At 70.0% G+C, this 12,473-nt stretch carries 15 protein-coding genes; 4 read left to right on the top strand and 11 right to left on the bottom strand.

The genetic code is table 11. The annotated features are described in order from the left end of the window. Positions 1-22: 22 nt before the first annotated feature. The 11 genes from AC07EJ_RS36520 to AC07EJ_RS36470 form a co-directional block, all read right to left on the bottom strand. Positions 23-676, bottom strand: coding sequence for an HAD family hydrolase (locus AC07EJ_RS36520; protein WP_478885889.1), 654 nt, complete (start codon positions 674-676; stop codon positions 23-25). Beyond that, positions 673-1,743 (bottom strand): ABC transporter ATP-binding protein, encoded by a 1,071-nt coding sequence (locus AC07EJ_RS36515; RefSeq protein ID WP_389486248.1) that lies wholly within the window; start codon positions 1,741-1,743, stop codon positions 673-675. Before AC07EJ_RS36515 ends, AC07EJ_RS36520 begins: the two co-directional genes overlap by 4 nt. After that, a complete protein-coding gene (locus AC07EJ_RS36510) occupies positions 1,740-2,564 on the bottom strand; it encodes an ABC transporter permease (RefSeq protein WP_389486246.1) in 825 nt (274 codons plus the stop codon). The genes AC07EJ_RS36515 and AC07EJ_RS36510 overlap by 4 nt, the downstream gene beginning before the upstream one ends. Further along, entirely contained in the window at positions 2,552-3,439 is an 888-nt protein-coding gene (locus tag AC07EJ_RS36505; RefSeq protein WP_389486244.1) for an ABC transporter permease, read from the bottom strand. The genes AC07EJ_RS36510 and AC07EJ_RS36505 overlap by 13 nt, the downstream gene beginning before the upstream one ends. 8 nt (positions 3,440-3,447) lie before the next feature. Next, positions 3,448-4,596 carry an ABC transporter substrate-binding protein gene (locus AC07EJ_RS36500; RefSeq protein ID WP_389486242.1) on the bottom strand — a complete coding sequence of 383 codons (1,149 nt, stop codon included), beginning with the start codon at positions 4,594-4,596 and terminating at the stop codon, positions 3,448-3,450. A gap of 250 nt (positions 4,597-4,846) precedes the next feature. Next, positions 4,847-5,383 carry a cysteine hydrolase family protein gene (locus AC07EJ_RS36495; protein WP_393586242.1) on the bottom strand — a complete coding sequence of 179 codons (537 nt, stop codon included), beginning with the start codon at positions 5,381-5,383 and terminating at the stop codon, positions 4,847-4,849. Further along, complete coding sequence (locus AC07EJ_RS36490) at positions 5,380-6,822, bottom strand: purine-cytosine permease family protein (protein WP_478885888.1); 1,443 nt, start codon at positions 6,820-6,822, stop codon at positions 5,380-5,382. Before AC07EJ_RS36490 ends, AC07EJ_RS36495 begins: the two co-directional genes overlap by 4 nt. Before the next feature lie 239 nt (positions 6,823-7,061). Beyond that, on the bottom strand, positions 7,062-7,754 hold the full coding sequence (locus AC07EJ_RS36485) for a GntR family transcriptional regulator (protein WP_389486237.1): 693 nt from the start codon (positions 7,752-7,754) through the stop codon (positions 7,062-7,064). A 35-nt stretch (positions 7,755-7,789) separates the two neighbouring features. Next, positions 7,790-8,293 (bottom strand): flavin reductase family protein, encoded by a 504-nt coding sequence (locus AC07EJ_RS36480; RefSeq protein ID WP_389486235.1) that lies wholly within the window; start codon positions 8,291-8,293, stop codon positions 7,790-7,792. Positions 8,294-8,319: 26 nt separating this feature from the next. Continuing rightward, positions 8,320-8,745, bottom strand: coding sequence for an ester cyclase (locus AC07EJ_RS36475; RefSeq protein WP_393586238.1), 426 nt, complete (start codon positions 8,743-8,745; stop codon positions 8,320-8,322). A gap of 6 nt (positions 8,746-8,751) precedes the next feature. After that, on the bottom strand, positions 8,752-8,883 hold the full coding sequence (locus AC07EJ_RS36470) for a hypothetical protein (protein WP_389486231.1): 132 nt from the start codon (positions 8,881-8,883) through the stop codon (positions 8,752-8,754). A 210-nt stretch (positions 8,884-9,093) separates the two neighbouring features. Between AC07EJ_RS36470 and AC07EJ_RS36465 the strand changes: the two genes are divergently transcribed. The 4 genes from AC07EJ_RS36465 to AC07EJ_RS36450 are packed head-to-tail and all read left to right on the top strand — an operon-like array spanning position 9,094 to position 12,473. Further along, positions 9,094-9,708 (top strand): amino acid synthesis family protein, encoded by a 615-nt coding sequence (locus AC07EJ_RS36465; protein WP_389486229.1) that lies wholly within the window; start codon positions 9,094-9,096, stop codon positions 9,706-9,708. Beyond that, positions 9,705-10,256 (top strand): amino acid synthesis family protein, encoded by a 552-nt coding sequence (locus tag AC07EJ_RS36460; RefSeq protein WP_389486228.1) that lies wholly within the window; start codon positions 9,705-9,707, stop codon positions 10,254-10,256. The genes AC07EJ_RS36465 and AC07EJ_RS36460 overlap by 4 nt, the downstream gene beginning before the upstream one ends. A 5-nt stretch (positions 10,257-10,261) precedes the next feature. Next, the gene (locus AC07EJ_RS36455) at positions 10,262-10,993 is read left to right on the top strand and encodes an alpha/beta fold hydrolase (RefSeq protein ID WP_478885887.1); all 732 of its coding nucleotides are present in this window, start codon (positions 10,262-10,264) and stop codon (positions 10,991-10,993) included. Further along, entirely contained in the window at positions 10,986-12,473 is a 1,488-nt protein-coding gene (locus AC07EJ_RS36450) for an aldehyde dehydrogenase (protein ID WP_478885886.1), read from the top strand. The genes AC07EJ_RS36455 and AC07EJ_RS36450 overlap by 8 nt, the downstream gene beginning before the upstream one ends.

Below are 12,473 nucleotides of genomic sequence, written 5' to 3'. Positions count from 1 at the left end.
TCCACCCTGTCATGTCCTTTGTTCAACGGACCAGGGAGGCCAGCAGCTCGGGATCCACCTCGGTCAGCGAGCCGGCCAGGGTGACCGCCTCGGTCTGCGCGAAGCGGACCAGGGGCTCGGTCGACGGCACGGCGAGCACCCGGCAGCCCGCGGCGAGCGCGGAGGTGACCCCCGCCGGGCTGTCCTCGACCGCGACGCACCGCGTCGGCTCGGCGCCCAGCGCCACGGCCGCCGCCAGATACGGATCGGGCTCCGGTTTCGTCCGCCGGGTGTCCTCCGCGCCGAACAGCGTGTCGAAGCGGTGCCCGTCGAGCGTGGCCGCGACCTGCTCCACGACCGCCCGCGGCGAGGCCGACACCAGCGCCGTGGGAACCTTCCGGGCCCGCAGCGCGGCGAGCAGCCGCAGCGCTCCCGGCCGGGGGACGACGGCCGCGGAGAGCCGGGCGGCGAAGTCCGCGCCCAGTTCGGCGGCGAGCTCGGCCTCCGGGACGTCCAGATGTTCGTGCACCAGGGCCGCGGTGTCCTCCACCGAGCGGCCCGTCACGGCGCGGCGGCGCTCCGGGTCCAGGGTGCGGCCACGCCGTACGGCCGCCGCCTCCACCACGTCCAGCCAGACGCCCTCGCTGTCGACGAGGGTCCCGTCCATGTCGAAGAGGACGGCTTGCATGCCGCTCATGCCGCACCGCCCCGCGCGCCGGCGAGCAGGACCGGGCGCCGCTGGGGCCGGACGGTGACGGCCGTGCCCGGCGTCAGGGCCGTGGCGGCGTGCGTGGGCAGGTCCGCCTTGACCTCCGTGCCGTCGTGCAGCGCGATCCGCAGGCGGATGGTGGGGCCGTGGAAGGCCGAACCGGTGACCTGCGCGGAGCCGCCCGGCTCCACCTCCAGGGCCTCCGGCCGGACCAGGGCCCGTACCTCACCACGGGCGTCGGGGCCGTCGACCGGCAGCCGCACCCCGAGCACCTCCACCGTGCCGTCGCCAGCGGCATGCCCCTGAAGCCGGTTCATGACACCGATGAACTCCGCGACGAAGTCGGTCGCGGGCCGCGCGTACAACTCGGTGGGGGAGGCGCACTGTTCGAGCCGCCCCTTGTTCATCACCGCGACCCGGTCGGCCATCGACAGCGCCTCCTCCTGGTCGTGCGTGACGAACACCGTGGTGATGCCCAGCTCCAGCTGGAGCCGGCGGATCTCCTCCCGCAGCGTCACCCGCACCTGCGCGTCGAGCGCCGACAGCGGCTCGTCGAGCAGCAGCAGGCGGGGCCGCAGCGCCAGCGCGCGGGCCAGCGCGACGCGCTGCTGCTGGCCGCCGGAGAGCTGGTGCGGGAAGCGGTCGCCGTGGCCGGCCAGCCCGATCAGGTCGAGCAGCTCGGCGGCGCGCGCCCGCCGCTCGGCGCCGCCCACCTTCCGCATGCGCAGCCCGAAGGCCACGTTTTCGGCGGCGGTGAGGTGCGGGAAGAGGCTGTACGACTGGAACACCATCGCCGTGTCGCGGCGGTTGGCCGGCACCGGCACCATGTCCTCGCCGTCGAGCAGCACCTGGCCCTCGTCCGGCTGCTCGAAGCCGGCCAGGACCCGCAGCGCGGTGGTCTTGCCGCAGCCGGACGGGCCGAGCAGGCTGAGGAGTTCGCCCGGGGCGACCTCCAGGTCGAGGCCGTCGAGCGCGACGGCGGAGCCGAAGGCACGGCGCAGTCCGCGCAGGCGGAGCGCGGCCCCGGTACGGGCCGGGGCGTCGGTCAAGGTCATCGGGACGTCTTTCCTTGTGAAGTACGAGGTGCGCGGCGGCGGTTGCCCAGCGTGGTCAGCGCGAGCAGCAGTACCCAGGTCAGCAGCAGGCTCAGCAACGACACGGCCACGGACAGCCGGGCGTCCGCGCCGGACGCCTGCACGATCCACACCGCGAACGGCTGGAAGCCCAGCAGCGAGGCGACCGTGAACTCGCCGAGCACCAGTGCGAGCGTCAGGAACGAGGCGTTCAGCAGCGCGCCCCGCAGGTTGGGCAGCACGGCCGAGACGAGCGCCCGCGGCCAGGACGCGCCGCAGTCGCGGGCGGCCTCCATCAGCGTGCGGACGTCGACGGAGCGCAGGCCCGCGTCCAGCGCCCGGTACACCAGGGGCAGCGCCATCACGGCGTACGCGAGGACGAGGACGAAGGGGAATTCGGGGTTCTGCACGGCCACGAACGTCTGGTACAGCGGTGTCGTGGACAGCTTCTCGGGACCCCAGCGCAGTACGGTCCCGATCCCCGCGGTCAGCGCCACCGGCGGCACGACCAGAGGCAGGGTGCACACCACCTCCAGGACGGGCCGCAGCCGCGGCGCCCCGAGCCGGGCGGCGACCGCCGCCGGGATGGTGACCAGGAGCACGAGCGCGACCGCGGCCACGGCGAGCCCGAGCGAGAGCAGCAGGCTGCCGGTGAAGCCGGGCGCGGCGAAGATCCGCGTGTACGAGGAGAGGGTCAGCCCCTCCCCCGGGATGTCCACGGTGAAGACGGCGGAGGCCAGCAGCGGCACGAGGAAGTAGACCCCGGCCACCAGCAGGATCAGGCTCCGGTTCAGGCGAGCCATCGCGTGCTCCTTCGCTGGAGGGGAAGGTGGACGGCCATCACCAGGGCGGCGACGACGACCATGTCGAGGCTGAGCGCGAGCGCCACGTTCTCCTGGCCGACCAGCACGTTTCCGGACAGCGCGTCGGCGATCTGGAGAGTGACCAGCGGGACGGAGCTGCCGACCATCGCCGCCGCCGTCGCGTACGCGGCGAACGCACTGCCGAAGAGCAGCACGAAGCCGCCGAGCAGGGAAGGCAGCAGTACCGGAATGCCGACATGGCGCCAGTACTGCCAGGTCGTCGCGCCGTTGTCGTGGGCGGCCTCGCGCCACTGGACGCGCAGCCCGTCGAGCGCGGGCGCCACGGTCAGCACCATCAGCGGCACCAGGAAGTAGACGTAGGTCAGGGCGAGGCCCCAGAAGCCGTACAGCGACCAGCCGTGGTCGGCGAGACCGAGGCGGGTGGTCAGCACGCCCGCGTTGCCGAGGGTGGCGACGAAGGCGAAGGCGAGCGGGACACCGCCGAAGTTGGCGAGCACCCCGGAAGCGGTGAGCACCGCCTCACGCAGCGCCCGGCTCCGCGAGGTGACGACGGCGTGGGCGAGGAGCAGCCCGAAGAGGGTGCCCGCGGCGGCCGTGAGCGCGGCGAGCTTCACGCTGCCGAGCAGGGCGGTGCGGTACGCGCCGTCGACGGACCTGGTCAGGTTGTCGAGGCCGTAGCCGCCGCCGGCGACCGTGAGGGCGCCGTCGGCCATGGCGAGCGCGGGCAGCCCGAAAGCGAGCGCGACCACGAGGAGGAGCGGCAGGGCGGCGAGCCAGCCCACCCGGCGCGCACGGCGCGGACGCCGGGCCGCGCGCGCCGGGTGAGCCGGGGCGGTGAAGGAGTGCGGGGTCATGGCAGGTGTCACCCGGAGACGGCCGCGGCCCAGCCCTGCGCCAGGGTCTCCTTGGCCTTGGACGTCTGGGGCTCGGTCGGGAACCTCGGCGTGCCGTCGACCTTCGGCAGCGCGGCGGCCGCCTTGTCGAGGGTGCCGGCGGCCTCCATGGCCGGCATCAGCACGGGCCGGGCGTGACCCTTGAGCCACAGGTTCTGGCCCTCGGCGCTGTACAGGTACTCCTGCCACAGCCGGGCGGCCGCCGGGTGCGGGGCGTCCTTGTTGATCGCCTGCGAGTAGAACTGGGCGTAGACGCCGTCGCTGGGCACGGCGACCTTCCAGTCGATGCCCTTGGGCGCGAACTGGTCGGCGTAGCCCGCGTTCAGGTAGTCCCAGTCGATGGAGATGGGCGTCTCGCCCTTCTCGATCGTGGCGGGCGTCGACTCGACCGGGTTGAAGTTGCCGTTCTTCTTCAGCTTGCCGAAGAAGTCGATGCCCGGCTTGATGTCGTCGAACGAGCCGCCGTTCGCGAGCGCCGCCGCGTAGACGCCGCCGAAGGCGGAGCCGGACTTGGTCGGGTTGCCGTTGAGGGCGACCTTGCCCTTGTACTCGGGCTTCAGCAGATCGGCGAAGGTCTTCGGGCAGACCTTGACGCGCTTGGCGTCACAGCCGATGGAGACGTAACCGCCGTAGTCGTTGAACCAGCGGCCCTTCGCGTCACGCTGCGTCTGGGGGATCTTGTCGAACGCGACGACCTTGTACGGCGCGGTCAGCCCCTGCTCGCCCGCGGCCTGCGCGAAGGATGCGCCGAGGTCGAGAACGTCCGGAGCACGGTCCTGGCCCTTGCGGGACTTGACCGCGTTGATCTCGTCCTGACTCGAGGCGTCGGGGTTCTCGTCGTTCACCTTGATGCCGTACTTCGCGGTGAAGCCGTCGATGATCGCGCCGTAGTTCGCCCAGTCGCGCGGGAGGGCGATCGCGTTGAGCGTGCCCTCCTTCTTCGCGGCTGCGACCAGGGCGTCCATTCCGCCGGCGTCGGCGGCGGAGGCCGAGGCGGCGAGGTTCTTCCCGTCGGCGCCGGCGGCGCCCTGAGTGGGAGCGGCGCCGCAGGCGGTGAGCGTCAGTGCGGTCAGACCGAGGGCGCCGAGCAGGGTGACGGCGCGGGCAGGGGTGGTCACGCGTACTCCATGGGGAAAAGGGGAGCGGGGCCAAAATGTATGAACAACTATTGTTCAGACAACTTCAGTATTACGGGGGGCCCCAATGTCGCCCCGGTGAACGCAAGGCGTCGCTCACCCTTCGATTCACCGGCGGATCAGGAATCCTGCGCCGTACGTCGAAGCGCGCATCCCTGAGAGCGGAGCACCCCTTGCCCTTCGCTCGACCGACCCCGCGCCGCGCCGTCAGGCCGAGGCGACCCGCGGCTCGTCACAGAAGCTGGTCGGAGGTGACCACCGTGACGAGGGGCGCGAGTTGACCGAGCAGCTCCAGCGCCTGCGCGTGGAGGGCCGCTGTCGCGCCCGCACAGGCATCGGCCACCACCGTCACCCGGCGGCCGGCGTCCGCGGCGGCGAAGGCCGTGCCGAGGACGCAGCATTCGGTGGCCACGCCGCACAGGACCAGCGGATCGTCGCCCACGATGCTCTCGAGTCCGGGGCCCCACTTGGAGAAGGTGGGCAGGCTCACCACCCGGGCGCCCTCGGGGACCGACGGTGTCAGCGCCCAGGCCGGGTCCGTCTCGGGCAGCCGGAACTCCTGCCAGCGGTCGTAGTACGCGGCCCACTCCCGGTCCTCGCCCGGGTCGCGTACGAATCTGGTCCACACGACGCGGTCACCGAACCGTCCGGCGAGCTCCGACACCACCGGCTCGATCGCCTCATAGCCTTCCGTCGCCCAGCCCGAGGCGGGATCGCCGAAGGCGACCTGCATGTCGATCACGACCAACCAGGGCGTACGCGCCGTCACTTGGCCTCCACAACGTCCAGGGACGGCTCCGGCGCGGCCTGACGGCCGGTCCGCCAGAGCGGGCGGAGCCGGTACGTGGCGAAGTAGACCACCGCCGCCACCACGAGGCCGACCAGCATGCTCCAGTCACCGCCGCCGAAGTCGTCCGCCAGCGGCCCGGTGTACAGCGAGGACTGCCAGAACGGCACCGAGGCGAGGACGCCCGCCGCCCACGCGACGAATCCCCACTCCAGGATGCGTGAGCGGTCGAAGAGTTCCTGGATCCGCGCCTTGTCCTTGCGGCCGCCGACCGTGTAGTCGAGCAGGATCACCGTGACGTAGGGCGCGATGAAGTACGCCGTCAGGTTGAGGAACACCGTGAAATTGTCGTAGACCCCGGACTCGGCCCAGAGGCTGACCCCGAAGGCGGCCAGGCAGATACAGACGACGGCCTGGACTCGGCTGATGGGCAGGCCGAGCGTCTGCAGCGAGATCGCGCCGCCGTACACGTTGAGGAAGTTCTGCGAGAGCGACGAGAGGAGGATCGCGAGGAGAGCGGGAACCGCCCACGGGCCCGTCAGCTCCTTGACCGCGGCGATCGGGTCGGTCTCCGTCGCCGCCCCGGCCACCACCGCGCCGGCGATGCCGAGCCACGCCAGAGTGAGGAAGTTGCCCAGCGCCGTGTACCAGCCGGCGCGCACGCTCACGGAGTGGTCGTCGGGCAGGTAGCGGGAGTAGTCGGAGGCGAACGGCGTCCAGGCCACCAGGAAGGCCAGGAACCAGCCGAAAAGGGTGACCCACCCGCCGAACGAGCCGATGTAGCCGTCCGCTTGGGGGGCTGCGTGCAATGTCGAGGACCCACGGACGACGGCCACCACCGTCATGATGGAAAAGAGCACCACGAGGACGTAGGACAGCACCTTCTGCAGCAGGTGGATCATGTTGTAACCGAAGATCGCGACCATCAGCTGCACCGCCACCAGCCCCGCCGCCGAGACCGCGAACGGAAGGCCGGTGATCTCACCGAGCGCCTTGCCGCCGAGGATCACGGTCAACGCCGCCCAGCCGATACCGGCGAAGACGTTGATGTATGCAACCGGAATCATGTTGCCGACGAAGCCGAGCGGTCCACGGGCCTGCATCTGCTGCGCGACCCCCAGGCGGACGCCCATTCTGGAGAGCACACCCATCAGCACGGACCCCACGCCGGCACCGGCGACCACCGCGGTCACCGCCTGCCAGAGGCTGAGTCCGAACCAGGCCGCGCTGAAACCCAGCACCATGATGGGGAAGTTCAGGCCGGCCGCGAACCAGACGTAGAACTGCGAGACGGGCCGCCCATGGCGCTCGACGTCGGGTATGTGGTCGATCCCGTAGGGCTCGACCTTCGCGACGGTGTCGCGGTAGCCGCAGTCCGCGGCCTCGCCGCCTGTGTACGCCGGATCGGAGAGGTGACTCATGTTCAGGCTCCCATCGGAGATTCCTGTGTCCCAGTAATGAGTGTGGATTTGAGGCTCATCGCTCTCTGCCTCGACGTTCGACGTTCGACGTTCGAATGGGTCAAGAGGCATGCTCGAGGCGGCTCTGTACGCCTTCGGGATCGCCTTCGAGATCGCCTTCGGGATCGCCTTCGACGGCCGGCTCTCCGCGGACTGTCGCCCACTCGACCCGACCGAGTTGCACCGCTCGCCGCGGACCTCTAGGCCGAACCGTCCCTCGAACCGCCGATGGGCAGCCCCGCCAGCAGCGCACGCCGACTGGCCCTGATGTGCTCGCGCATCACCTGCTCGGCGCTGTCGCCGTCCTTGTCCAGGATCAGCTCCACGACCAGGTGGTGCTCGCGGTCCGACTGCAGGGCGCGGCCCGGCTGACTCAGCGACGTGTTCACCAACCGGGAGTAGGCCAGTTGGTTCATCAACATCCGGTAGTGGGCCTTCAGTTTGCTGTTGTCGGCGCCGGTGATGAGCAGGTCGTGGAACTCCTGGACCAACTCCGCGTACCGCTCGCGATCGTCCCGCGCCACCGCTTCATCGGCCTCGCGCAGGTTTCGCTCGAGCAAGTCGATCTCCGGAACCCGGCCGCGCTGGGCGAGGAGGCGGGCAGCCGCGCCCTCGAGGAGCTCTTTCATCTCGAAGAGCTCGATGATCTCGCGGCGCGAAGGCGTGGTGACGAACGTCCCGACGCGGGGCCGGATCTCGACGAGTCCCTCGGTCTGCAGTTGCTTGAGGGCTTCGCGCACCGGCGTACGGCTGACGCCGAACTCGTCCGCGAGCGCCAGCTCCGACAGCGGAGCCCCGGGCTCGATGTCGCCCTTGATGATGCGCCTGCGCATCTCGGCGATCACCGTGGCCTGCATCGACCCGTTCTTCGGTTCGCTCTTGGCGCGATTCACCGAGTGCTCCTTCATCTCCCGAGCCGCCCGCTGGGTCATCCCAGAGGTGCAAGCGTGCCGGCGTCGAGGAACTTACCCGCGCTGTAGACCATGGGGTGGTGGCCGGCGACCGCAGCGTGGACCACACGGCAGATGAAGACGGTGTGGGTGCTGGCCTGGAGCCGCTCGCGGATCTCCACTTCCATCTGCGCGCTGCTCCGGGCGATCAGCGGGCTGCCGAACGGGCCGCTCTCCCAGTCCAGGTCCTTGAACTTGTCGTCGGCTTTGCTTGCGAACGTGCCCACGACGTCGAGTTGCTCCGTGGACAGGATGTTGATCGCGAGGTGGTCGGACCGGAACAGGCAGTCGTGGGTGGACGAGGTGTGCTGGACGCACACCATGACGGTGGCGGGGTCGAGCGAGATGCTCGAGAACGCGTTGACGGCCAGCCCTCTGGGGGTCTCTCCGTCCATCGCGGTCACGACAGTGACACCGGTGACGAACTGCCGGTTGACCTGCTTCATCACGTCGATGTCGGGCTTCGAGGCAAGCGGGGCCATGAGGGTGCTCCTTGTCATGTCGGTCGTCAGTCCTGTCCCACGCGGATGATGCCCAGTGCCGAGAGCAGCGCCCGGGGATCCCACGTCACGTGCTCCTCGACGATCCGATCCCCCTCGAAGCGGGCGAAGGTGGCACCGCTGACGGCGACGCGCCGCTTGGTCGGAGGGACACCGAGGAACGAGTTCATATGGGCTCCGCTGCTGTGCCAGCGGATCGCGGCCGTGTCGCCTTCGACCACGATGTTGTCGATGGTCGTGGTCAGGTCCGGGAACGCCGCCCGGGTGGAGATGATCGCGGCCTTGAAGGCGTTCAGGTTCTGCGGATGCGGGTCACCGCCGTGGCGGAGGTAGGCCGGGCTCAGCAGTGCATCGAGGGCATCGACGTCACCCTGCCCCCATGCCATGGCCCATGCCTTCTCGATGAGCTCTCGGCGGGCGTCGGCGTGCGACATCGGTCTTCATCCTTTCGATCTGCGCCCGGCTCCTCCGCCGACGAGCATCAGGACGATGGCGGTGACGGTGCGGCGGCCCTGGCGACGGGGCGAGTACGCGGTGGCGAGGCCGAAGACGGTGTCCACCCGCACTGGCATACAAGAAGCAGTAAGACATGGCACAGATAGACCGTCAAGAGTTCGGGGGCGTCGAATCGCACCCGGCTCCACGTATCGCTAAAACATGCAGGCCAGATGGCAATTGGCGGCCCAGACGAGGGCCCATAGGGGAAACGGAGGAGCCGCTCCACCCAACCCCTTGACCGATACAAGAGACGATGCCTATCGTCCTGTGCCATGCAAGAGCGCATGGATCACCCTGACGAGAGCATCGGTCTCCGAAAACTCGTGCTCTACCGTGATGTCGTCTTCACCGAGGCGGGCGAGACACCCGCGCGGCCCGCGTGGCGAGCCAGCGTCGCCGCGGTCATACGGAACCCATGGGTGGGCCTCGGCCCTTCGGCCGATCTGTCCACGGAGCAGGCTCGCATCGGCCCGGTGCTGGCGAAGGTGCTCACCGATCGGCTCATCGCTTCCCTCGGTGGTGCGGACGAGATCGAATCGTTCGGCAAGGCCGCCATCGTCGGTACGGCGGGGGAGATCGAGCACGCCGGGGCGCTCATCCACACGCCGTACTTCGGCAACCTGGTGAGGGAGTTCCTCCAGGGCGAGTCGATCATCTGCTTCGCCGACACGCGTGCCGAGGCCGGAGAGACACTGATCGTCCCGCTCTGGCACAAGACACATGCCGCGAAGCGCAGTCACTACCAGACCATCAGCGCCCGTGTTCCCGACGCCCCGCGTGCGGACGAGATCGTCGTCATCGCGGCCGCGTCGACGGGCCCGCGGCCACACCCCCGTATCGGGGACCGCATGACCGATCCCGTCGTCACCACCAAAACCCTGGAGGTTGTTCCCTCATGAGCGTCCGCAAGATCGTGACCGTCGTCGAGGAGATCCGTTCCGAGGGCGGCCGTGAGGTCAATCCTCCCGCCCGCGTGGCCGTCGTCGCAGCGGTGATCGAGAACCCCTGGGCCGGTCAGGGCTTCGTCGAGGACCTCGATCCCGGCATCGCCGCGACCGCCTCCGACCTCGGCGCACTGCTGGCTCCGGCGGTCCTCGACGCCCTCGGTGAACCTGCCGAGGCGTACGGCAAGGCGGCCATCGTCGGCCTGGACGGGGAGATCGAGCACGGTTCGGCGCTGATCCACACGCTCCAGTTCGGTGATCACTTCCGCAAGGCGGCTCGTGCCACCACTCTGCTGCCGGCAGTCGAGAAGCGCGGGCCCGCCGGGGTCGTCTTCGACATCCCGCTGAAGCACATCACCGACGCCACGATCCGTTCGCACCACCAGACCATCGAAGTCCGCCTCAGCGACGCCCCGCACCCCGACGAGATCGTCATCGCGCTTGCCGCCGCCGCTCAGGGGCGCCCCCAGCAGCGCCTGGCGCCCCTTTCGACCGAGCAGTAGGCATCATGAGCAAGCCGACCGTGGTCCTGCTGCACGGCGTCGGACTCGACCACACCATGTGGGAGCCCACCGCCGCACTCCTGACCGACCGCTTCACCGTGATCACCCCCGACCTGCCGGGCCACGGCAGCCGCCCGCCGGTGAGTGACGGGGTGACACTCGCCGACCTGGCCGAGGGGATGGCGGGCGAGATCCCGGCCGGCTCGCACGTGGTCGGATTCTCCCTGGGTGCGCTGGTCGCCCAGCACCTGGCGCTGCACCGCCCCGAACTGGTGGCCACGCTGACCTCGGTCAGCTCGGTGTGCAAGCGCACGGCCGAGGAGCGGTCCTCCGTCCTCGCCCGGCTGCGTACCGCGGAGGCGGACCTGACGGCGAGCGCGGCCGCATCCCTGAAGCGGTGGTACGACGGCACGGACGTCGACGCCGACCGCGTGGCCCGCACCGGGGCAACGCTGCTCGCCAATGACGCCGGCTCCTTCCTCGGCTGTTATCGCGTGTTCGCCACGGCAGACGCCGAACTCGGGCCGGACCTCGGCACCATCGCGGTACCCGCGCTGGCTGTGACGGGTGAAAACGATCCTGGCTCCACCCCCGAGATGAGCCGTCGGCTCGCCGCGGCGCTTCCGGACTGCCGTGCGGTGGTCGTGCCCGAGGCGCGCCACATGCTGCCCGTCGAGCGTCCCCAGGCGCTCGTCGGATCCCTCACCACCTTCCTCGGAGAGTGTGCACATGTCTGACCCCACCACGTTGCAGCACTTCATCGGCGGGGCACGGGTGGCGCCCGCGTCGGGCGAGTATTTCGACAGCACCAACCCGGCCACCCGCGAGGTCCTCTACCGGGCGGCGCGCGGCGACGCGGCCGACATCGACCGGGCCGTCGCCGCCGCGAGGAATGCCTTCGAGAACCCGCGCTGGCGCGACCTGAGCCAGACGCGACGCGGCCACCTGCTGCGCCGCCTCGGCGACCTGATCGCCGAGAACGCCGAAGACCTCGCCCGGATGGAGACGCAGGACAACGGCAAACTGCTGCGTGAGATGCGTGGCCAGCTGGCCACGCTGCCGGAGTATTACCACTACTACGCCGGACTCGCAGACAAGATCCACGGCGACTTCATCCCCACCTCCGACCGCCAGGTGCTGAACTACACGGCTCGGGAGCCGCTGGGAGTCGTCGGAGCGATCACGCCCTGGAACTCCCCGCTGACGCTGACCAGCAGCAAACTGGCCCCTGCTCTGTGCGCCGGCAACACCGTCGTGATCAAACCCTCCGAATACACCTCGGCCACCGTCCTCAAGCTCGCCGAGCTGGCGCTCGAGGCAGGGTTCCCACCGGGTGCGGTGAACGTCGTCACCGGGTTCGGCGCCGAGGCCGGGCAGGCCCTGGTCGACCACCGCGACCTCGCAAAGATCTCCTTCACCGGCAGCACCGCCACCGGTTCCCGCATCGCCGCGGCGACCGCGAGCCGTTTCGTCGGGTCCACGCTCGAGCTCGGTGGCAAGTCGCCCAACATCGTGTTCGAGGACGCGAACATCCCGAACGCCGCGATGGGTGTCGTCGCCGGCATCTTCGCCGCCGCCGGGCAGACCTGTATCGCCGGCAGCCGCGTCTTCGCGCACCGGTCGGTCTACGACGAGCTTCTCGAGCGAGTCTGCGAACGGGCCAAGACCATCCGTATCGGCGACCCCCTGGCGGAACAGACCGAACTCGGCCCGCTGGCCTTCGCCGACCAGCGCGACAAGGTGGCCGGATACGTCGACCTCGGACGCAGCGAAGGGGCCCGGGTACTGACCGGTGGACACGCCACCGACGGCGGGCTCGGCGGCTACTTCTACGAGCCCACCATCCTCGTGGACGTCGACAACAGCATGCGCGTCGTACGCGAGGAGATCTTCGGACCTGTCCTGGCGATCATGCCGTTCGACACCGAGGACGAGGTCCTGCGCCTGGCCAACGACACCGATTACGGGCTCGCGGCCGGCGTCTGGACGACGAACCTCGCCCGGGCGCACCGGATGGCGGCTCGCCTCGATGCCGGGACCGTATGGGTCAACACCTACCGGGCCATGTCCCCCATGTCTCCGCGGCAGGGCTTCAAGTCCAGCGGCGTCGGCGTCGAGCACGGCACCGAGTCCATGAAGGAGTACACCCGGCTCAAGAGCGTGTGGATCAACACGAGCGAAGAGCCCGTGGCCGACCCGTTCACGATGCGGAGCTGA

The sequence above is a fragment of the Streptomyces sp. NPDC045026 genome (assembly GCF_056432625.1).
The sequence above is the reverse complement of the archived record's forward strand: the minus strand, read 5'-3'. Positions and strand labels throughout refer to the sequence as shown.

Excerpts from the sequence above, each read along its gene's own strand:
- AC07EJ_RS36450 (WP_478885886.1), top strand. The coding sequence starts at position 10,986 with ATGTCTGACCCCACCACGTTGCAGCACTTCATCGGCGGGGCACGGGTG.
- AC07EJ_RS36490 (WP_478885888.1), bottom strand. The coding sequence starts at position 6,822 with ATGAGTCACCTCTCCGATCCGGCGTACACAGGCGGCGAGGCCGCGGAC.
- AC07EJ_RS36480 (WP_389486235.1), bottom strand. The coding sequence starts at position 8,293 with ATGGCCCCGCTTGCCTCGAAGCCCGACATCGACGTGATGAAGCAGGTC.
- AC07EJ_RS36470 (WP_389486231.1), bottom strand. The coding sequence starts at position 8,883 with ATGCCAGTGCGGGTGGACACCGTCTTCGGCCTCGCCACCGCGTACTCG.
- AC07EJ_RS36520 (WP_478885889.1), bottom strand. The coding sequence starts at position 676 with ATGAGCGGCATGCAAGCCGTCCTCTTCGACATGGACGGGACCCTCGTC.
- AC07EJ_RS36465 (WP_389486229.1), top strand. The coding sequence starts at position 9,094 with ATGGATCACCCTGACGAGAGCATCGGTCTCCGAAAACTCGTGCTCTAC.
- AC07EJ_RS36475 (WP_393586238.1), bottom strand. The coding sequence starts at position 8,745 with ATGTCGCACGCCGACGCCCGCCGAGAGCTCATCGAGAAGGCATGGGCC.
- AC07EJ_RS36455 (WP_478885887.1), top strand. The coding sequence starts at position 10,262 with ATGAGCAAGCCGACCGTGGTCCTGCTGCACGGCGTCGGACTCGACCAC.
- AC07EJ_RS36460 (WP_389486228.1), top strand. The coding sequence starts at position 9,705 with ATGAGCGTCCGCAAGATCGTGACCGTCGTCGAGGAGATCCGTTCCGAG.
- AC07EJ_RS36505 (WP_389486244.1), bottom strand. The coding sequence starts at position 3,439 with ATGACCCCGCACTCCTTCACCGCCCCGGCTCACCCGGCGCGCGCGGCC.
- AC07EJ_RS36515 (WP_389486248.1), bottom strand. The coding sequence starts at position 1,743 with ATGACCTTGACCGACGCCCCGGCCCGTACCGGGGCCGCGCTCCGCCTG.
- AC07EJ_RS36510 (WP_389486246.1), bottom strand. The coding sequence starts at position 2,564 with ATGGCTCGCCTGAACCGGAGCCTGATCCTGCTGGTGGCCGGGGTCTAC.